The sequence below is a fragment of the Qipengyuania intermedia genome, assembly GCF_019711615.1.
GTDB lineage: Bacteria > Pseudomonadota > Alphaproteobacteria > Sphingomonadales > Sphingomonadaceae > Qipengyuania > Qipengyuania intermedia.
Genome location: NZ_JAIGNS010000002.1, coordinates 974,013 through 993,878, shown reverse-complemented (window position 1 = coordinate 993,878; position 19,866 = coordinate 974,013). Strand labels below are relative to the sequence as shown.

The following is a 19,866-nucleotide window of genomic DNA, read 5'->3' as shown; positions in this document are numbered from 1 at the left end:
CGGCCCGATAGGCCCCGCTAATGGGCGCGCCTGCCGGTTATCCCGGCACGTTCGATAGCGTGGGCGTATAGCTCAGTGGTAGAGCACTATGTTGACATCGTAGGGGTCCCAAGTTCGAACCTTGGTACGCCCACCATCGAACCCCCGATAACCAAATATTGAAACGACAAGGCCCAGCGGGGTCTCCTTCGGTTTGGCTGACCACCAGGAAAACTGGTCAAAACAGCCTGAAATCGACACTGCATCCGATTGCCAAGGTTGCGTTCGGCGCGTTTGGTTTCCATGGCTGACGCGTACCGGCAAAGTCGGACGCATCCATTCGGTGTCGCAAACCAGGGACTAAGTGCTTTGACCAAACGGGCTCTGATAACTGGCATCACGGGTCAGGACGGTGCCTATCTGGCGCGGCTCCTCTTGGAAAAAGGCTACGAGGTCCACGGCCTCAAAAGGCGGTCCTCCTCGTTCAACACTGCGCGTATTGAGGACATTTACGAAGATCCGCATGCGCCGGATCCCAGCCTTTTCCTGCATTACGGTGACATGACGGATGCGACCAACCTCATCCGCTTGATGCAGGAAATCCAGCCGGATGAAATCTACAACCTGGCTGCCCAGAGCCATGTGCGCGTCAGCTTCGAAACACCCGAATACACGGCAAATGCCGATGCCACCGGCACTCTGCGCCTGCTCGAGGCAATGCGCATCCTTGGCCTCGAACAGAAGAGCCGCTTTTTCCAGGCATCGACCAGCGAAATGTACGGCAAGGTCGCCGAGTGTCCGCAGAACGAAGACACCCCTTTCCGCCCGCGCAGCCCCTACGCGGTTGCGAAACTCTATGCTTTCTGGATCACCGTAAATTACCGGGAGGCGTACGGCATGCACGCGTCCAACGGCATAGCTTTCAACCACGAAAGCCCCTTGCGCGGCGAGACATTCGTCACCCGCAAGATCACGCGCGCAGCAGCCGCGATTGCGCTGGGGCGCCAGGACAAGCTGTTCCTCGGCAATCTGGACGCCTCGCGCGACTGGGGTCACGCCCGCGAGTATGCGCGCGCCATGTGGCTCATGCTTCAACAGGACACGCCCGACGACTTTGTGCTGGCGACAGGTAAAACCACCAAGGTGCGTGAATTCGCCCGCTGGGCTTTCGAAGATGCAGGCGTACCGATCGATTTCATTGGCGAAGGGCTGGATGAAAAGGGGGTCGCGCAGTCCGACGGGCGTACGCTGATCGAGATCGATCCGCGCTATTTCCGCCCGACCGAAGTCGACAACCTTCTCGGGGATGCCAGCAAGGCGGAACGCATCTTGGGCTGGAAGCACGAGACCGAAGTCCGCGAACTCGCCCGTCAGATGGTCGAAAGCGATCTGGCTGCGATGAAAGCCCGGCCGGGCGACTTTCGCCCATGAGCGCCAATGGTTTCGACCTCACCGGCAAGCGCGTCTATGTAGCGGGACATGGAGGAATGGTCGGAGGGGCGCTGGTCCGCAGGCTAGAGCGGGAGCCCTGCCATGTGTTGACGGCACCCCGCTCCCTCGATTTGCGCGACCAGGCAGGCACGGAGACCTGGTTTGCTGAAAACCGCCCGGACGTCGTTCTCCTGGCGGCTGCCAAGGTCGGGGGCATCCTCGCCAACGACACCTACCCCGGCCAATTCATTTACGACAATCTGATGATCTCGGCGAACGTCATCGAAGCAGCGCGCAAAACGGCCGTCGCAAAGCTCGTCTACCTGGGTTCTTCCTGCATCTACCCGCGGCTAGCCAGCCAGCCCATCACCGAGGATCGCCTCCTGACCGGCCCACTCGAGCCTACGAACGAGGCCTATGCCATCGCGAAGATCGCGGGTGTTAAACTGTGCGAGGCCTACCGCCGGCAATACGGCTGCGACTTCATCAGTGTAATGCCAACCAATCTGTACGGGCCCGGCGACAATTATCATCCCGAAAACAGCCACGTATTGGCCGCCCTTCTCGCGAAAGTGGCACAAGCACGGGAAAGTGGCGCAAGGTCGATCGAGGTCTGGGGCAGCGGGTCACCCATGCGGGAATTCCTTCATGTCGACGATCTCGCAGATGCCTGCCTGTTTCTCCTCAGCAACTACTCGGGCGCCGACCCGATCAATGTCGGGTCCGGTGAAGAAATTGCGATTGGCGAGCTTGCGAGGTTGATCATCGATGTTGCCGGCATCGAGGCCGAAATCGAATTCGACAGGTCGAAGCCCGATGGCGCGCCGCGCAAACTGCTCGATTCCAGCCGCATCAATGCCATGGGCTGGCACGCGCAGATCGGTCTGGAAGATGGTATCCGCGCAGCCTTGGCCGCCCTGCCCCCTCAGGCTTTGGATGCAAGTTCGACCAGTACCCGTTCGTAAGCCGACAGCACCTTTTCCCAAGTGAATTCCTGGGCATGGCGTTCACGCGAGGCCTGTCGTGCAGTGATCAGCGCTGCCTCACCCTCGTTGGCGATCCGATCGAGTATCGACTTCAGGCCGTCGATGTCTGCGAAATAGAACTGGTCCTGCCCCGCCACCCAGCGATTGAAGCGGTTGTCATGCGCAATGACAGCATTGCCTGCGCCCATGGCTTCCACGAGCGACGGATTGGTGCCGCCGACGGTGTGCCCGTGCATGTAGGCACGCGCGTGGAAGCGGATCGCCTGTACGACCGGCTGGTCGTAGATCGCTCCGGGGAAGATGACCTCCGTGCTCGCGGCCGATCGGATGCGGCGGTGGTACCCGTTTGAATCGTCGAGCTTGCCGAGAACCGCCAGTTTCATGCCCCGCGTCGCGGAAGAGAAAGCCTCTACGATCTCGAGGATCGAGTTTTCGGGTTCGATGCGGGCAATGGAAACGCAGTAACGGTCCGGCTCGAGGCCAAGGTCTTTGACCAGCTGGGCCGGTGCGTCGGTCACCACGTCGGAACCGTACGGGATCATTACCGCCTTTCGGAATGTCCTGCGCGACACGTGCCTGGCGATTTCCGGATGATCGGCAATCGGCAGGTCGCAAAGGTTGGCCCCGGCAATTTCGTTCATGAAGAACCATGCCTTGGCCGGCAGGCTCCACTTGTCCCGCTTCCATTCGATCCCGTCCATATTCATGGCTATGCGACGCCCCTTGAGGCGCTCGGCAGCGTTGAAAATGGCGGTGTTGTAACCGAGAACGAGATCGATGCCGGGACGCTTGACCACGTCGCGCACGCAGGCGGCATCGAATTCCATGGTCCCCACTGCGCCTTGCCGCTTCGGGGCGAAATGGACACGGTGGATGCCATGCCAGTCGTCTTGCCAAGCAGTTTCGCCGCCGCGTGGCTCATCGGCCTGGCAATATACCAGCACTGTATGTCCTTGATCCCGCATATAGGGGGCAAAGCGCGCGGCAAAACTTTCAAAGCCGCCGTGTGCGGCTGGAATGCCGCGAATTCCAAGGATATTTAGATGCATGGGGTCCTTTCCGTTGCGGCGCGTCCGTAACGAACGTAGAGGCAATTTGCGAGGCACATATTTTGCTTCCTCGTATTACTCGGCTCTAAAAATAGCCGTTCGGCTCGGCAGCTCGAGAACTCCGCGCGGATAGTCAGTCAATTTAAGGTTTAAGGGTTCGTAATCCACAATGCGCAGCGGCATCGGAGCATTCTCTAGAGTTTTCTTGATCGTGGTTGTGATCTCGTTCCTCTGGCCGCGGTACTTTTTCCTTAGTGTTGGGGGTGTCGGTATAAGTGGCTTCACGCTAGGCACCATCGCCCTTCTGGGGCTTGGGATCGTGTATATTTCGGTGTCGCGTTACGAGCAGCAGAATTTTTTAAGTGGTTTGGCCCGAGCAATCATTCCTTTGACCGCCATGCTAATGCTGCTCGGCTGGGAAATCCTTACCGCGTTCAACAGTCGTTACCCTTCTGAATCCGTAAAATTTGTGCTTCAGGCAACACTGTTTGGCCACGCGTGGATAATCATCGCTGCTTTATATTTGTCCAACCGAGACGCATCTCGCTTGCTTCCTATCGTGACTATTGCATGCGGCTTCGGAGCTTTTCTCTTCGGAATTTTCGAGTTTGTGACGCAGCAACCACTTTTGGATGGGCTCGGTCTCACCAACCTTGCAGCCGGAGATCGCGAAGACCTAGATGCAATTGCCTTCGCTTCATCAGACACAGCATCTCTTAGGATTAAATCGGTATTCGTCCACCCGATCATTTTTGGCCAAGTTATGGCGCTGCTCTCTCCTTTGGCGCTTCACCTGATTGTGAACAACAAAGGCTTTCGGCGGCTGATCGGGGCCAGCTTCCTGGTTGCAACGATAGTAAGCATTTATCTTTGTCAGTCGCGGTCTCCGTTGGTCGTAATGTTCGCTGCAATGGGCATTTATGCGGCCGTTTTCTATCTTGATCTGAGGTCCCCAAGACGTCTTAGCGTTTTTGTCGCCGGAGCGGTCTTAGGCATGGCCGCACTTCCCCCCGCAGTAAGTGCCATTCTTGATGTCGCCGTTGGTGAAAGCAAACGCGATCAGCAGAGTAACAATGTTCGCAAGGTGCAGTTGGCAAAAGCTCGTTCAGCCCTTGAATATAAACCAATCTTGGGATTTGGTGCAGGAACCGCAGTCGCGATTGCTGGGGTGGATGGACGCAAAGGTGTTCGCACGCTGGACAGCTTTTATATCAAAACGGCTGTCGAAACGGGCTATGTCGGCTTGGCGCTCTTCGTATTAATGCAAATCTCGCTGATCATCTTTTCGGTGCGCCAAGCATTGTCATCAGCATCAACGACCGAGCGTGGCCTGTTAGCATCCACAACCGCAATGTTAGTCGCTGCAAACGTCGGCCTTTTAATTATTTCAAGCACCGATGCATACTTCTTCGCTCTCTTGTTCTCAGGCTATGCAGTTGCAATTGCAGGTCGTCGCGCAATTGAGCAGAAAATCCCCAAGCGTCTCCACAATAACGGTACAAACCGTCTCCCTGCCAGCAAGGGCGGCGGGATGATCAGGACTTAAGCCGTGGCGGTGAGCCTCCAAGGAGGAGTTAAAACTTCCGACAAGTTCTACATGCTTGTCGCGACGGGCGCTCGCATGGTCCTCTCGCTCGCGACGTTCGTTGTCATCGTCAGATATCTCGGGCCGGCCAATTTCGGCTTCTACGCAGCATGCATCGCGGTCGCGAGCGTAATTGCGGCGCTCACCGATTTCGGGCTGGCCACCAGTTCCCTGCGTGCGGCCTCCATGGATCGTGCCCGTAGCGCGGAGATTGTCGGCGACGCGCTGGCCCTCAAGGTCGGATTCAGCCTGCTGGCGACGCTGATTGCAGGTGGCTCTGCCCTGCTCGTCGTCAGCGGGGACGAGTGGCTGGTCTTCCTGCTGCTGCTGGTCGGCATGATCGCTTACTCGCTGGCCGACCTCGCGATGGTCGCAGCGCGGGTGAACAGGCAGTTCTTTCTGGAGGCACGGATCGTGGTGCTGACCGGCATCGCGATGTTCGGGGTGGTGGCAGCGGTTGCTGCGGCTACCAAGAGCCTGCTGGCCGTGGCAATCGCCTTCGCCGCGACAAGGCTCGGTTACCTCGTGTTCGCGCGCTTCGAACTGCGCCGCTTGCTGCAACCTCTCAAGCAATTCGGCAGATCGCTATCCGACCTTGTTCGAACGCTACGAAGCGCCGGGGCCTATGCACTGGACAGCATACTGACCATGGTCAGCAGCCAGATCGATGTGATAGTGTTTGCAACCATGCTCACCCTGGCAGAGCTCGGCACCTATCAGGCGGGCGCACGCTTGGTTCAGGTCATAGTGCCATTTTCAGTCATGCTATCGAGCGTTTACCTTCCCGCTCTTTCTGCATCCCGTGTCAACTCCAATCCGCATCGTGAATTCCGGTCACTCTCCGGAAGGATGACAATAGAGTTTTCACTGCTAGCGTTGATAGGAAGCCTGATGTTCCTACTCCTCGGCCCACTGGTGACACAATATATCTACGGTCCGGAGTTCGGGGCGCTTAACCAACTATGGCCAGCGTTTGCTTTTTATGTCCTGCATCGATTTATTGCTTCGGGATTCGGCATCCAATTGGTCGCTCTCGGTCGGATCCGCACGCGCATTTACAGCCAAGTTATAGCTATGACTGCCTTTTTCATCGCCGCGTTCATCTTGATACCTTTGTATGGCTTCAACGCCGCATCCACTGTTATGGCGGCAATGGGGTTGAGCTCGTTTATCGCCCTCGGTATCGGCCTCTTACGCGAGGTGGACCGACATCCGGTCGTGATTCTGTCCTTTTTCGGAATTCCGCTCATCGCCTCTGTCGGTATGCTAATCGGGTAACCAGCAAAATGATTCGACCGGCAAGACCATCGATGCGGGAGCTTAACGGAGAAACTACACGGGTAAACCAGTCGATCGGCGAAGCTTTGATCGAAAAGTACGACAACAAGGCAATGATAAACGGGCGCTACAGAAACGTTTCCTTTCTATCCACCTGTATCGTATGACGGCTCCGAGCCGGTTCCCACCTGTGCCATCATTGCCGACACCTCGCTCAGGTCCCCATCACAATTTAGAAGATCCCGTCATTGTGCAAAGTGAAGCGATTCAGTGGCCGACCAAGGTACCGCGCGAAATCGTCAAAGCTTATCCAGAGCTCGTTTCGTCCCGCCCTCTCACCTTTCAGACCGCTCTGGAATAAGCAAATCCAATCCTTTCTGAGATCATGACAAAAGAACATCTACAAATCGCACTGCCTTGGCACGCGCTGGGGCACGGCAATCTGGGTATCGACGCTCTGACCCGTTCGAACATCGCCATCGTCGAAAGCGCCGCACAGCGCGTAGGGGTGACAGTCGACTTCACGACCCTTTGTGCAGATGTTTGTCCGGACCCTGCGACCGTTCCCGCAAACGTCGAGATCGGTCCGATGCCGAGTCTGAAGCAAATGCTGCGCGGCAATTCCGAATTCCTTGCCTTCCTAAGAAAAGCAGATCTCGTCATCGACATCGGGGAAGGCGATAGTTGGGCCGATATCTACGGCGGCACCCGTTTCCTTTTTCACGCCGGGACCAAGATTGCGGCGCATTTGCTAGGCAAGCCGCTTGTACTCGCGCCTCAAACGATCGGGCCGTTCGATAATATCCTGCGGCGACGTGCCGCCGTTGCGATCATGAACCGCGCCCGCGCAGTATTCGCGCGCGACGACTTGTCGTTCCGGTTCCTCGAGGACAAGGCGATCAAGGCAGAGATTGACGAGTTTATCGATGTAGCCTTCCGCCTCCCATACGATCGGCAAGACCGGGCACAAGACAGGACACAGGTCGGCATCAACGTTTCTGGCCTCCTTTATCAAGGCGGCTATACCGGGCGGAACGAATTCGGCCTCACAATCGACTACAAGGAATTGACGCATCGCCTGATCGAACACTGGCAAGGTGTCGGCTATGAGGTGCACTTGCTGCCGCATGTGGTTGGCCGGGCCGGTAATGATGGCGACCTCGCTGTCGTGCCCGCATTACTGGATCGCTATCCAGACCTCGTCATGCCAACAGTATTTGCCAGCGCATCGGAAGCGAAAAGCTACATTTCCGGCCTCGATTTCGTGACCGGTGGGCGCATGCATGCTTGTATCGGTGCTTTCTCGTCCCACACTCCGGTTGTGCCGATTGCCTATAGCCGCAAATTCAACGGGTTGTTCGGGACGCTGGACTATCCCCATTTTGTAGACGGAAAGACAGCTTCGACCGACGAGGCCTTTGCCACTATCACCGAAGCCTGTGAAAAGCGCGCCGAGCTATCCAATGCGATGGTGCGCGGATCGAAAATTGCCGATTCCAGGCTCGATGCCTACGAGGACACCCTCGCACGTATCATCGGCGAGATTGCGCGATGACAGACACGCTCGAGCAGATCGTTGAACTTGGCCTCTGCCACGGGTGCGGCGCCTGCGCATCGGCGCTTCCGGAAGTCCGCATGGAGCTTCAAAAACCCGGATTTCTGCGCCCGGAAACAAAGGATAGCAAAGCCATCCAAGAAGGCGCTGCCCAAGCCTTCTGTTCAGGGATCGCACTGGAACACGACCGGGTTGAGGCAGACTACCATCCGCTGTGGGGTCCGATCCGCAGGCTGGCGACGGGGCACGCAACTGATCCCGAAACCCGCTATCGCGGATCTTCGGGCGGCGTTCTTTCCGCCCTGCAGATTTTTCTCGTCGAGCGAGGCGAAGTCGATTTCGTCCTGTCGACCAGCTCCGATCCTCACGATCCCATCGGCACGGCGACGACAACGCGTGCGGAGCGCAAGGACATTCTTGGCGCGGCCGGTTCGCGCTACGCCCCCTCTTCCCCGCTTGCCGATCTCGAAAGGCATCTGGCGAGGGGCAAGAGGTTCGCATTCATCGGGAAACCGTGCGACGTCGCGTCCTTGCGCCGCATGGCCCGCCACGATCCGCGGATCGACCGCCTAATCCCCTACAAGCTCGCCTTTTTCTGTGCGGGCGTGCCGAGCCGCAAGGGAACAGTCGAAGTACTCTCTTCGCTCGAAACCCGCGAAGAGGATGTCGAGCGCTTCCAGTATCGCGGCGACGGATGGCCGGGCATGGCGCGAGTGGTGCGCAAGGACGGCAGCGATGCCAGCATGACCTACAACGACAGCTGGGGCAAAATTCTCAATCGCCACCTCCAGTTCCGCTGCAAGATCTGCCCGGACGGGACTGGCGAGTTTTCCGACATAGCCTGTGCCGACGCTTGGTACGGCAAGGACGGCTACCCGGACTTTACCGAACGCGATGGTCGCAGCCTGATCGTGGCGCGTACCGAGGCCGGGGAAAGGCTGCTCGAACTCGCAGAGCAAGCCGGAGCACTGGCCACCGAGCCGCTGGCCGTCGAGGAAATCGAGGCGATGCAGCCCTATCAGGCGAACAGGAAGCGCAACTCCCTGGCGCGCTCTTCCGCGCTCTGGGCGAAGCGCGGCAACGGACCGCGTTTCTCGGGCCTCAAGCTACCAGCGCTTTCGTTGCGGACCTCGCCGGTCGAACTCGCGCGCAATTTCTGGGGTACGTTCAAGCGGATCAAGAGGCCGCGGGGCTAAGCTGGCCGAGGCTCCGGCGAAAGAAATAGACTGACCATGATCGCCATCATCCTCGTGAACTGGAACGGCTGGCAGGACACCGTCGACTGCGTCCGCACCTGCCTCGCCCTCGAAGGCGTCGAGGCACGGATCGTGGTGTGCGACAACGCCTCCGCTGACGGTTCGGTCGAAAAGATCGCCGCCTGGGCGAGAGGCGATTTATCCGTCCCGGCCGATCCCGACAGTCCCGTGCCCCTTTCCGAAGAGCTTCTCCCGAAAAGTGTAGCAATCCTGGACCGTGCCGAGGCCGAGGCGGGCGAAGATGGCGCAAACGCACAACTGGTCATAGTGCGCACCGAGGCGAACCTCGGCTTTGCGGGGGGCAACAATGTGGGACTGCGCTGGGCTCTGAAGCGGGGCGCGAGCCATGCGTGGCTGCTCAATAACGATACCGTCGTCCCGCCGGATTCGCTGGCGCAGATGGTTGGCTTCATGGCGTCCCATCCCAATGTCGGCCTGTGCGGGTCGGTCATGGCGGTTTACGGGCAGCCCTCTATGTTGCAGGCTTATGCTGGCGCGCTCGATCGCACGACATTCGGGGCCCGTCACCTTGCCGAAGGCATGCCGAGCGACAGCCCCGAACAGGCCATGTGCGCCGATCCCCCGAAGAGCGACGAGGTCCTCTATCCAGTCGGCGCATCCATGCTCGCCAGCAGGGCGTTCCTCGAACAGGTAGGCCTGATGGAGGAGGACTATTTCCTTTATTACGAGGAAGCCGACTGGGTGCTGCGCGCCGAAGGACAGTTCGACGTCGCCATCGCTCCGCAAAGCGTAGTCTATCACAAGGTCGGAGCAAGTGCCGGCTCGCTTACGGAAGGCGTTTCCGCCTTTTCTGCAGGTCTCCTTTATCGCAGCCGCATCAAGCTTGCCGAACGGTTCGGCCGGCGTGGTTCGCGCTCTCTTCGACTGACGATCGCCAAGGATTTCCTGCGCGCGATCGTCCGCGGACGCTTCGGGCAAGCGAAAGGCATTCTCATGGCGGCGACCGGTCTGGTAAGGATCCCCGGCTCCTCATGAAGCTTCTCGCGGTCCTTGTCGAACTTCCGTATCCCGCCAACCACGGGGCGCGCTGCGATATTTCCCGGCGGCTGGAAGCATTCCAGGAGCTTGGCTGGGACGTACACGCGATAACATGGACCGGCGGCAGGCTTGAGGCGCCCATTCGCGAGGCAGACATCGCCCGCATGAATTCCGTCGTCGCCGATCTCGAACTTCTGAAGCTCGATCGAGGCGCGAGGCGCGTCCTGAACATGCTCCGCTGGCCCTCGCAAGCAGCCGGCCGCTGGCCCTCACGCGCTGAGCGAGAGCGGCTGCTTCAGAAATACCGGTCTGCGAGTCCCGGATTCGAGGCGATCTGGATTGATGGCATTCATGCCGCGCCGCTCGGCCGATGGCTGGCCGACCAACTCGGCGTTCCGTATTTCTACCGCTCGCACAATATCGAGTATCGCTACAATGCAGAGCAAGCCAGTCTCGCCACCGGGTTGAACAAGCTCTCGGTGATGGGAAATCTGGCCGGGCTCAAGCGGTTGGAGACGAGTGTGCTGCGCGACGCAGCCCTGTTCTACGACATCTCCTTCGAAGACCTTGCCACCTGGCGTGCTGCGGGCTTCGACAATGGCCGTCTTCTCTCCACCATGGCCGACAGGGAGATGCTTGACCTTGCCAAGCGCGGCACCGACAGACTTGTCCCTTCCGATATTGCCTTTACCGGAAGCCTCTCGCTGCCGAACAATGTCGCGGCTCTCGAGTGGTATTTGTCACAGGTCCATCCCAACGTGATCGCCAAGCGTCCGCAGACGACGCTCGTCGTAGCCGGGCGAAACCCGTCGAGCGACCTTTCCTGTCGCGTAACTGCAGCCGGCGGAGAACTTATCGCCAACCCCGAGCATATGGAGCCGATCCTCCTCGGCTGCGAAGTCGCCATCAACCCGATCCTGCACGGCTCGGGCGTGAACGTGAAAATGATCGACATGCTCGCATCGGGGCGGCGTGTCGTGTCCACTTTAATCGGCACTCGGGGCTTACCGCCCGAGATCGTGGAGCTGCTGGCAATTGCGGATGACGCAGACGGCATGGCGCAAGCTATCGTGACAAGCCTTGCCGAACCGGAAGCCGAGGCCGCGCGCGACCGGCGGATCGCCACGGTCTCCCGTCATTTCGGACTGGAAGGTTTTCGCCGGTCGCTGGCCGAGGCGGAAACAATCGTGGCTCCGGCCTCCTGAGCTCCTGGCTGGAGGGGGCATGCCCCTTCCCCATGCCCGCAACCTCAGGCGAGCGCAGCGAACCAGCGGGAAAGGGTGTCGCGCAGCGATTGCGCCATCGATCGCGAAGAGAAGGTTTCGTCGAAACGCCGAAGCGAAGCATCGCCCCGCTTCCGAACCTGCGCAGGATCAGCCAGCGCAGCGGCTATGGCAACGGCCAGCGCGGAAGCATTGTCGGGTTCGATCAGCCATCCCGTTTCCCCGTCGACCACGATCTCCACCGGTCCGCCGTGGGCGGATGCGATGACCGTACGAGCCTCCGCCATCGCCTCGATCGCGACCATGCCGAACGATTCCGGCAGGCGCGAGGGGATCACGCAGATATCCGCCCAGCGATAGACCTCGAGAGGATCATCCGTAAACGGTTCGAGAGTGACGACGCCCTCCAGCCCCGCTTCGCGGATTTGCGCTTCGAGTTCGCGCACGGGCTCTTCACGGTCGAGATAGGCACTGCCCACTATGCGCAGGCGGAGCCGTGCGGCGTCATCCTTCGGCAAGAGAGCGATGGCGTCGATCAGGAGGTCCTGCGCCTTCTGGTTGCTCAGCCGGCCCAACATTGCGAGCCGCAAGGGACGTTCCTGCGTAAACACGCCGGGCAGTTTTAGAGCTTGTGGGTTCTCGACCGCCGCAGCGCCGTTATAGACCAGGGCCGTAGCCTGCCTATCCGGAAGGGCCAGCGCCGTTCCAGTGGCGCGCGAATTCATGATGACATGCGCCCGGCTCCACTTCAGCAAGGAGCGGATGACAGGCATCGCGCGTCGCTTGGGTATCTCGTGCGCGTGGACGACGCAGCGATCGCGAAAGAAACGCGCTGCGATCTGGAAATCCGCAATCACGGTCGTATTGATATACGCGACATCTGCTGCCGCGATGTCCATCGCGGCCTTGCCCGCGAAGTAGGGCAGCCCCAGCGTCATCTTGAAGAGCGTGAGCAAAGGGTTCGCCAGGCGGAGAACTCCCAGTGGTCGCACTACGACTTCATCCGCGGGCCCTTCCAGAAGGCCGCGCAAAGGCCCGTCGGCAGCCAGAACGACCTTGATCGAAGCATGGGGCCAGGCGTCCCGCATGGCTTCGACGCTTTGCAGGAAAGTGCGATCCGACCCGTAGAGTTCACCCCCTTGGTGAACACACAGGATTCGCGGGTTTTCTGACAAGACGTGGCCTCCGGTTGCGTCGGCCTGCTGCTAGACAGGCAGGCAGGTTTCGGCAACCGGAGAGCCCCTTTTTCCGCGGTATTCGCCAAGCCGCGCGCAAGCCTTGCGGAAGTTCGATCCGCGCACGCAGGGCCTGCTGCAGAGCCTTGGCCATCGACGCATTACCGGCATCGCTTGGATGGATGCCGTCGACGAGCACGCCGGGTCGCGGTTGCGTCTGGCCGCTACTATCGACCTCTCCGTCGAGCCGGCCGGCAAAATCGCAGACGGTGACGCCCCGCGCGGCTGCGTCGAGAAGCTCGCGGTTCAAGGCCCGGCGCAGGCCATCGGCAGTACCTACGGGAAACAGCGAGGGGGAAGAGGAAACCCCGGTCCACTGGATTACATCCACGCCCGCCTTTTCCAGAAGATCGATCGCCTGGCCGAAGTAGAGGCGCATGCTCTCGATAGCCGCCTCGGACGGGGCGGAAAGGAAGCCGTTCGGGGTGAAAACCGGCAGTACGGCCACACCCGGTACCAATCGGGCTTCGAGACAGTCCTGCAGCTGAAGGATTGTCTGGCTGGCACCCTGTCCCGCCCAGCCGAGGTTCGACCATTCGAATGGGACGCCGCTCGCATTGCTCGACATGGCGACACAGGCGGGAAAGCCGAAGCCTTCGCCAAGGTATGTTGCCCTTCCTTCAATAATGCTGTCACCGAATCCCGCCACGCTAACGACGCGTCCGCGCGCGACGTATTTGGTTCACAGCAGGCGGAACCGCTTGTCGCCGCAAGGGATCGTATCGCCGCCAATGATCGTGCATGGAATAATTAAAGGTTACGGAGGCTAGCCCGGCTTAAATAAGCATACGTGCTGATCACATATTGAACGGAGGTTCGCCACTTTTTCGAGCGGTGTCATAGAAGCCTTCGCAGACCGCGCGAAGGATCGCCGCGCCGACAGTACCATCGCTATAAGATCGTTCGATCATTTCGTCCTTTTGGAACATCGTCGAGCCCGTAACGCGCCATTTTGGATCATAATTTATACGAAGGAGGGTTCTCGATGTCCCTCGTTCGCAATTAAACCATCTATTTTCGCGTAGATTCCGGGCGCCGCTCGGAAAGGTCCGGCCTGAATGAATTACAAGCGCAGCTCTGCGGTTATTACGGTTCCCAGTTACTGATTTTGGATCCAACTCGAAAATAATTCCATCGGGCGTTCTCGCAACAATGTAATTTTCGGCTGGTCTTTGAGAAGCTGAAGCGAACGCGTTTCTATCCATCAGGATTTCCTCTCTTCGTTCATCATCAGCCCAAATCTGGAGATAGCCAACCACGATCAAGCACACCCCAGCGGCCCCAATCCAACTTCGTTTCTGAAACTGAGCGAAATTCATTGCGGCATGCCTTTGTATCAGGGGACAACCTATGCAATCCCGCATTTCAATCGGAGCCTGAATTCTCACGCCCCTGCGTATTCGCCCCACACTCCTCTCGAAATCTGATCGATTCCGCTAGTTGAGCAGTCTTGGGCTGCGTTTTGCACGATATTAGCGACGTTGAATTCCATGACCAACCCGCCAGCATCTTAAGTGAGGCGAAGGTTTTGACCGACGCGGGCAAAAGCGTTCAGTGAGGAAAGCTGACCCTGGTGGATTACCGGTTTAGCAGAAGTGGATAACCAATCGATGCTAGGGGCTTCGTGAGCGATAAAATTGTATTTACGATTTTCTAAACCCCACCGCTGCTTTTCAATGCGCACGCTCAAATTTTTAATCACCCCGCTTTCGGCAACGAATTCTTTTCATCCAGAAAGTCGTAAACTTCAAGATACGTCGATAATTCCAGACTCCATAAGCTTGCGCTCGATGTATTGAGCATACATTGGATAGGCTGTAACCGTCAGGTGGGCATTGTCCCAAATTAGAGGCAAACCTTCATTATTAAATAGATCACATGTCTCGCGAGTACGATCGCAGAAAAAAGCGTGTCGCGAGATCCAACCAATCTGCGAAGTTCGCTCGGTGGCATCGCGTAATTTGTCGTTAGTTCGTAGACGGTCCCAACGCTGGTAGCGATAGAGAGCTCGGTTCAATTTCTCGCCTCTGCTATAGCCGTTGCGCCAAGCCTTCACTGAAAATGACGCTAGGTCCGTGAACATGGCGGAACCGAAGATCACGACCGGCTTTCCCAATTCGTTGTGTAACATATCGGCAAGGTCTAGTCCGTCGCGCCATGTGTGTTCCTGCCATTTCGCCGCAATCAAGATTACGTCGGCTTCACGCAGCAAGGTTCCGATCTCGTTGATCGGCGCCATGCAGGGTTCGCGCAATTCGATTTCGCGAACCGAACTCATGCCACTCATGCATGTATCGTCCATCCGCGCGAAGCGAAATTGTCCAATCTGACTACTGGAGGCCAGCGCGAAAAAAGTATCCTCGGCTAACGAATCTCCTATCACTAAGTAGCGCCGGCAACCATCGTTACAATCGAATGACGCATTGGCCGGAGAAAAACGCTTCCGCACCTCCTCGATTTTTCTTTTTTCCTTTTCGGCGTTTGCAAGGGGTGTCATCCCGCGCGCCTGATAATACTCGGTGAGCGGTTTCTGAAAACCGTTCATTAAATGAATTCCCAATCCAATTGCGGCGACAGTCGCGATCCCGCCAGTCGCCGTCGCAAGAACGGCGCTCCGGTTTAGTTTTTTCCCTCTAAGGGCTGGTCGTTCAACCAAATGCAGACTGGCGAGCGCAATTATATAGACCAATGGGATAAGAGCGATCTTGATGCGGGAGGTTTCGTCCCCAAGGTAATCGAAGTAAACATCGACGTAGCTGAAAAGCGGGTTATGGTAGAGATACAATCCATAGGACATTAGTCCGATATGGACTAGCGATCGGCTCGAAAGAACCTTGTATGCTGCAGTGTCGGGTTGAGCATAGCGAATGAGTAAGGCGGTTGCGAGCACTGGGATCAATGTAACAACACCAGGATGAGCCACGTCTTTCGGAATCATCATTAGAGAGGCGACCAAAATCCCAAGCGAGACCACTCCGATTACGTTGGCGGCTCCGCCTGTGATGCGTCCCTTGTCTGTTAATCTGCGCATGTGGAGCGCCAGTCCCGCTCCGACAGCAAGCTCCCATGCTCGCGTGTGGATCGAATAAAATGACAATTGCGCATTGACTTGGGTGGTCCAGATTGCCGCGACCAAGCTCGCTGTGAAAATCAATACAATTGGGAGGGTGTAGCCTGATCGAAACCGGTGAAGGATGATCAGGAGGACGGGGAAGATGACGTAGAACTGTTCTTCGACAGCGAGGCTCCACGTGTGGAGAAGCGGTGCTTTCGAAGCGAAGGGATTAAAGTAGTCTATTTCGAGATAGAAAAAATAGTTCGATGCGAAGAGAGTGGATGCAAATACGCTTTGTCCTACATCCTTTATCTGTTCTGGCATCAGAACGAAGGGGGCGAGTAAGAGTGTAAGGAGGATTGTAAGGCCAAGCGCCGGCAGAATTCTCCGGGCGCGTCGTTCATAGAAGTGAAGAAGGCTGAAACCTTGCTTACTCTCTAAGCCCTGCACAATGATTGAGGTGATTAGATATCCACTGATCACGAAAAACACGTCCACACCGAGATAGCCGCCCGAAAAGGCAGAAATCCCCGCATGGAAGAGAATGACCGGCAGGACAGCGATAGCCCGTAGACCATCGACTTCTGGACGATAATACAATGTTTGACTTTCCGACCACTATAGGGCGCCCATCCAAGGAAGCGAACCCGCCTTGCCGCCCTAAGGAAAAAGACTTGCGACGCCAAGGGTGCCATTGCCTTAACGCTCATTATCGTTTTTAGTGGCAATGTTTGCGACGGGCACCTATTATTTTTTCAACGTCAAACCTTCCTGCTTCTTCGATCCGCATCTACCGAAGGATGACGACATGCCATTTTATCTAGCGAAGTTCGCGTAAGACCTCCGGCAAATTGTTATCGGGTAGGGCTATCAAATTCGGATAGCTTTAGGAATGCGCCTATTTGGTTCGCTTCAGCAGGGGCCGCCACCATGCTTCGTTATTGAGATACCAGCGCAGCGTCGTGGCGAACCCGTGCTCGAAATCACGGGCAGGAGCGTAGCCGAGCTCACCGCGCGCCTTGGTCTCGTCGATAGCATAGCGCCTGTCGTGACCCTTGCGGTCCTCGACGAAGGTTTTCAGCTCTGAAGTTGGGCGTCCTTGCGCCGCGGGGGCATTGGGGAAGCGTTCTGCCAGCGACGGATCGCTGGCAAACGCCGCATCGACGCCGCGGCAAATCTCTTCGATCACTTCGAGATTGGGCAATTCCTGTCCGCCGCCGATATTGTAGACTTCGCCAGGACGGCCCTTCTCCAGGACCAGCTCGATACCGCGGCAATGGTCCTCCACGTGCAGCCAGTCGCGCACGTTCATGCCGTCACCATAGATCGGCAGCGGCTTGCCCGAGAGGGCGTTGAGGGTGAACAGCGGGATCAGCTTCTCGGGAAACTGGTAGGGACCGTAATTGTTCGAGCAATTGCTCGTCCGCGTGTCGAGCCCATAGGTGTGGTGATACGCCCGCACGAGGTGGTCCGAGCCTGCCTTGGACGCGGAATAAGGCGAATTGGGTGCATAGGCCGTCGTCTCGCTGAACGCGGGATCGTTCGGACCGAGCGAGCCGTAGACCTCGTCGGTCGAGACGTGGTGGAAACGGTGCGGACGGCCCGTACCCTTGTCGAGCCATGCATCCTTTGCGGCTTTCAGCAGGCTGTGCGTGCCCACGACATTTGTGGTGACGAAGGCATCGGGGCCGGTGATCGAACGATCGACATGGCTCTCGGCGGCGAAATGCACGATCGTATCGACATCGCGTTCGGCCAACAGGCGCGAGACAAGCGCTGTGTCGCAAATGTCGCCTTCGACCAGTTCGACACCGTCCAACCCGTCGAGATTGGCAGGGTTGCCGGCATAGGTCAGCGCATCCAGCACCGTGATGGAATCGTCCGGATGCGCCTTGCGCCAGTGGTAGACGAAGTTTGCACCGATGAAGCCGGCGCCGCCGGTCACGATCAGATTAGCCATTGGTTTTTATCTCGTTGAGCATCTTGCGAAGATTTACCCGCCAGTGCGGCGGAGTGCGGCCGAGCGCCGCTATGGTCGAAGTCTTGTCGAGCACCGAATAGTGCGGGCGCTTCGCCGGAGTGGGATAGGCCGAGGTCGCGATCGGCGCGATGGGGATCGCGCGGCTAAGCAGGCCGATTGCCAGTGCCTCCTCCTGGATCGCAAAGGCGAAATCGTACCAGCTGGCCACACCGCTGTCGGTGTAGTGATGCACCCCGGTGACGCGCTTGTCCGCCAGGTCCCACAAGGCAGCGGCCAGATCGGGAGCGTAAGTAGGAGTGCCGATCTGGTCGGCGACGACGCCCAGTTCCTCGCGCTCGCCCATCAGGCGGAGCATGGTTCGGACGAAATTGCCGCCTTCCGGTGCGTATACCCAGGCCGTGCGCACGATCAGCGCATCGTTTGATGCGAGGCGCTCTCCCGCAAGTTTCGTGCGGCCATAGGCGCTGATCGGGGAAGGTGCTGCTTCGGGCGCATAGGGGCGCGACGCAGTGCCATCGAAAACGAAATCGGTAGAGACGTGGACAAACCGCGCCCCAGCTCCGCGCGCGGCCTGCGCAATGTGGCCGACAGCATCGCCGTTCACCGCTTGTGCGAGCGCTTCCTCGTCTTCCGCGCGGTCGACAGCGGTGTAGGCGGCAGCGTTGAACACGATATCCGGTGCGGCGTCTTTTACCGCCCGGCCGACTGCATCGGCATCGGTAATGTCGAGCGTGTCGACATCGTGCTGGACGAGCTGCGATCCCTGCGGAGCCGTTGCCGCAAGGCCCCTGCCCAGCTGCCCCTTGCTGCCGAAAATCAACGCCTTCACGAGAAGGCCTCGATCTCGGAGAGTGGCTTGCCTGCTTGATCCTTCGCCGACAGCTGCGGTTCGATGCCTTCGAGCGGCCATTCGATGCCCACTGCCAGATCGTTCCACAGCAGGCTATGTTCGTGGGCCGGATCGTAATAACCGGTGCACTTGTAGACGAAATCCGTTCCGTCCTCGAGCGCAACGAAGCCATGCGCAAAGCCAGGCGGGACCCAGAACATGCGCTTGTTCTCCGCACTCAATTCCAGACCTTCCCACTTCCCGAAGGTCGGCGATCCGCTCCGCAGGTCGACCGCCACGTCCCACGCCCTGCCGTTGATGACACGGACCAGCTTGCCCTGCGGGTTGGGGTTCTGGAAATGGAGGCCGCGCAGGACACCGCGCGCCGAACGGCTATGATTGTCCTGGACGAAATCCAGATCGAGCCCGAGGTCGGCAAAAACCTTGCGGTTCCAGCTTTCCAGGAAGAACCCGCGCTCGTCCCCGAACACGCGCGGTTCGAGGATCAGCAGGCCTTCGATCGATGTTTCGATGATCTTCACTGGGCCGCCTTGCCGTGCAGCAGGCCGAGCAGGTATTCGCCGTAACCGCTCTTGCGTAAGGGCGCGGCGACACGCTCGAGCTGTTCGCTGTCGATGAAGCCCTGACGCCAGGCGATTTCCTCGGGGCAGCAGATCTTGAGGCCCTGGCGTTCCTCGACGATGCGCACATAGGTGGCAGCGTCCAGCAGCGAAGCGTGCGTACCGGTATCGAGCCAGGCATAGCCGCGGCCCATGATTTCCACGTCAAGCTTGCCAGCTTCGAGGTAGCGCATGTTGAGATCGGTGATCTCGAGTTCGCCGCGCGGACTCGGCTTGAGGTCGCGCGCGAGGCGCACCGCATCGCCATCGTAGAAATAGAGGCCCGTCACTGCGTAATTCGATTTCGGATTCGCAGGCTTTTCCTCGATCGTGAGAGCCCTACCCTCACCGTCGAATTCGACCACGCCGAAGGCCGAAGGCTCGTCCACGTAATAGCCGAATACCGTCGCACCTTCCTGGCGGGCATCCGCATTCTTCAGCATGTCGACGAAACCGTGACCGTAGAAGATGTTGTCGCCGAGCACGAGCGCCGATGGATCGTCCCCAACGAAATCGGCCCCGATATGGTAGGCCTGGGCGAGACCGCCCGGATCGGGCTGGACGGCGTAGGTCAGGTTGATGCCCCATTCCGATCCGTCTCCGAGCAGGTTCTGGAATGCGGCCTGATCGTGAGGGGTCGTGATGATGAGGATATCCCTGATCCCCGCAAGCATCAGCGTCGAGAGCGGGAAGTAGATCATCGGCTTGTCGAAGACCGGCATAAGCTGCTTCGACACGCCCTTGGTGAGCGGGTAGAGGCGCGTGCCCGATCCTCCTGCCAGAACTATTCCGCGTCGCATTATCA

17 protein-coding genes and 1 tRNA gene are annotated in these 19,866 nt (G+C 58.5%); 9 read left to right on the top strand and 9 right to left on the bottom strand.

The genetic code is table 11. The features are described 5' to 3' along the window. The first annotated feature begins 61 nt into the window (after nt 1-61). The 3 genes from K3179_RS11180 to K3179_RS11170 all read left to right on the top strand — a co-directional run bounded on the left by K3179_RS11180 (nt 62) and on the right by K3179_RS11170 (nt 2,375). Nucleotides 62-136: transfer RNA gene (locus tag K3179_RS11180), tRNA-Val, on the top strand. A gap of 212 nt (nt 137-348) precedes the next feature. Next, complete coding sequence (gene gmd / locus K3179_RS11175) at nt 349-1,410, top strand: GDP-mannose 4,6-dehydratase (protein ID WP_247712950.1); 1,062 nt, start codon at nt 349-351, stop codon at nt 1,408-1,410. Then, nucleotides 1,407-2,375 carry a GDP-L-fucose synthase family protein gene (locus tag K3179_RS11170; protein ID WP_221565031.1) on the top strand — a complete coding sequence of 323 codons (969 nt, stop codon included), beginning with the start codon at nt 1,407-1,409 and terminating at the stop codon, nt 2,373-2,375. Before gmd ends, K3179_RS11170 begins: the two co-directional genes overlap by 4 nt. Here the strand turns inward: K3179_RS11170 and K3179_RS11165 are convergent. Continuing rightward, the gene (locus K3179_RS11165) at nt 2,336-3,445 is read right to left on the bottom strand and encodes a DUF1972 domain-containing protein (RefSeq protein WP_221565029.1); all 1,110 of its coding nucleotides are present in this window, start codon (nt 3,443-3,445) and stop codon (nt 2,336-2,338) included. The two genes, K3179_RS11170 and K3179_RS11165, sit on opposite strands and share 40 nt — an antisense overlap. 169 nt (nt 3,446-3,614) lie before the next feature. On the opposite strand from K3179_RS11165, the gene K3179_RS11160 reads away from it, so the two are divergent. The 6 genes from K3179_RS11160 to K3179_RS11135 all read left to right on the top strand — a co-directional run bounded on the left by K3179_RS11160 (nt 3,615) and on the right by K3179_RS11135 (nt 11,323). Next, nucleotides 3,615-4,991, top strand: coding sequence for an O-antigen ligase family protein (locus K3179_RS11160; RefSeq protein WP_221565027.1), 1,377 nt, complete (start codon nt 3,615-3,617; stop codon nt 4,989-4,991). 3 nt (nt 4,992-4,994) lie between these two features. Further along, nucleotides 4,995-6,308 carry an oligosaccharide flippase family protein gene (locus K3179_RS11155; RefSeq protein WP_221565025.1) on the top strand — a complete coding sequence of 438 codons (1,314 nt, stop codon included), beginning with the start codon at nt 4,995-4,997 and terminating at the stop codon, nt 6,306-6,308. Nucleotides 6,309-6,693: 385 nt separating this feature from the next. Beyond that, complete coding sequence (locus K3179_RS11150; RefSeq protein ID WP_221565023.1) at nt 6,694-7,863, top strand: polysaccharide pyruvyl transferase family protein; 1,170 nt, start codon at nt 6,694-6,696, stop codon at nt 7,861-7,863. Beyond that, nucleotides 7,860-9,059: a Coenzyme F420 hydrogenase/dehydrogenase, beta subunit C-terminal domain gene (locus tag K3179_RS11145; RefSeq protein ID WP_221565020.1), complete on the top strand. Its 1,200-nt coding sequence runs from the start codon at nt 7,860-7,862 to the stop codon at nt 9,057-9,059. Before K3179_RS11150 ends, K3179_RS11145 begins: the two co-directional genes overlap by 4 nt. A gap of 36 nt (nt 9,060-9,095) precedes the next feature. Continuing rightward, the gene (locus tag K3179_RS11140) at nt 9,096-10,115 is read left to right on the top strand and encodes a glycosyltransferase family 2 protein (RefSeq protein ID WP_221565018.1); all 1,020 of its coding nucleotides are present in this window, start codon (nt 9,096-9,098) and stop codon (nt 10,113-10,115) included. Then, nucleotides 10,112-11,323, top strand: coding sequence for a glycosyltransferase (locus tag K3179_RS11135; RefSeq protein WP_221565016.1), 1,212 nt, complete (start codon nt 10,112-10,114; stop codon nt 11,321-11,323). Before K3179_RS11140 ends, K3179_RS11135 begins: the two co-directional genes overlap by 4 nt. Before the next feature lie 44 nt (nt 11,324-11,367). Here the strand turns inward: K3179_RS11135 and K3179_RS11130 are convergent, their stop codons facing one another. The 8 genes from K3179_RS11130 to rfbA form a co-directional block, all read right to left on the bottom strand. After that, nucleotides 11,368-12,429 carry a glycosyltransferase family 4 protein gene (locus tag K3179_RS11130; protein WP_221565014.1) on the bottom strand — a complete coding sequence of 354 codons (1,062 nt, stop codon included), beginning with the start codon at nt 12,427-12,429 and terminating at the stop codon, nt 11,368-11,370. 43 nt (nt 12,430-12,472) lie between these two features. Next, nucleotides 12,473-13,225, bottom strand: a complete 753-nt coding sequence (locus K3179_RS13630; RefSeq protein WP_425594753.1) for an SGNH/GDSL hydrolase family protein — start codon at nt 13,223-13,225, stop codon at nt 12,473-12,475. Between the two features lie 148 nt (nt 13,226-13,373). Next, entirely contained in the window at nt 13,374-13,895 is a 522-nt protein-coding gene (locus K3179_RS11120; RefSeq protein ID WP_221565010.1) for a surface-adhesin E family protein, read from the bottom strand. A gap of 428 nt (nt 13,896-14,323) precedes the next feature. Next, complete coding sequence (locus K3179_RS11115) at nt 14,324-16,231, bottom strand: acyltransferase family protein (protein WP_221565008.1); 1,908 nt, start codon at nt 16,229-16,231, stop codon at nt 14,324-14,326. Nucleotides 16,232-16,529: 298 nt separating this feature from the next. Beyond that, entirely contained in the window at nt 16,530-17,591 is a 1,062-nt protein-coding gene (gene rfbB, locus K3179_RS11110; protein ID WP_221565005.1) for a dTDP-glucose 4,6-dehydratase, read from the bottom strand. After that, a complete protein-coding gene (rfbD, locus tag K3179_RS11105; protein WP_221565003.1) occupies nt 17,584-18,441 on the bottom strand; it encodes a dTDP-4-dehydrorhamnose reductase in 858 nt (285 codons plus the stop codon). Before rfbD ends, rfbB begins: the two co-directional genes overlap by 8 nt. Further along, nucleotides 18,438-18,983: a dTDP-4-dehydrorhamnose 3,5-epimerase gene (rfbC, locus tag K3179_RS11100; protein WP_221565001.1), complete on the bottom strand. Its 546-nt coding sequence runs from the start codon at nt 18,981-18,983 to the stop codon at nt 18,438-18,440. Before rfbC ends, rfbD begins: the two co-directional genes overlap by 4 nt. After that, nucleotides 18,980-19,861, bottom strand: a complete 882-nt coding sequence (gene rfbA, locus K3179_RS11095) for a glucose-1-phosphate thymidylyltransferase RfbA (protein ID WP_221564999.1) — start codon at nt 19,859-19,861, stop codon at nt 18,980-18,982. The genes rfbC and rfbA overlap by 4 nt, the downstream gene beginning before the upstream one ends. Between the last annotated feature and the right edge of the window lie 5 nt (nt 19,862-19,866).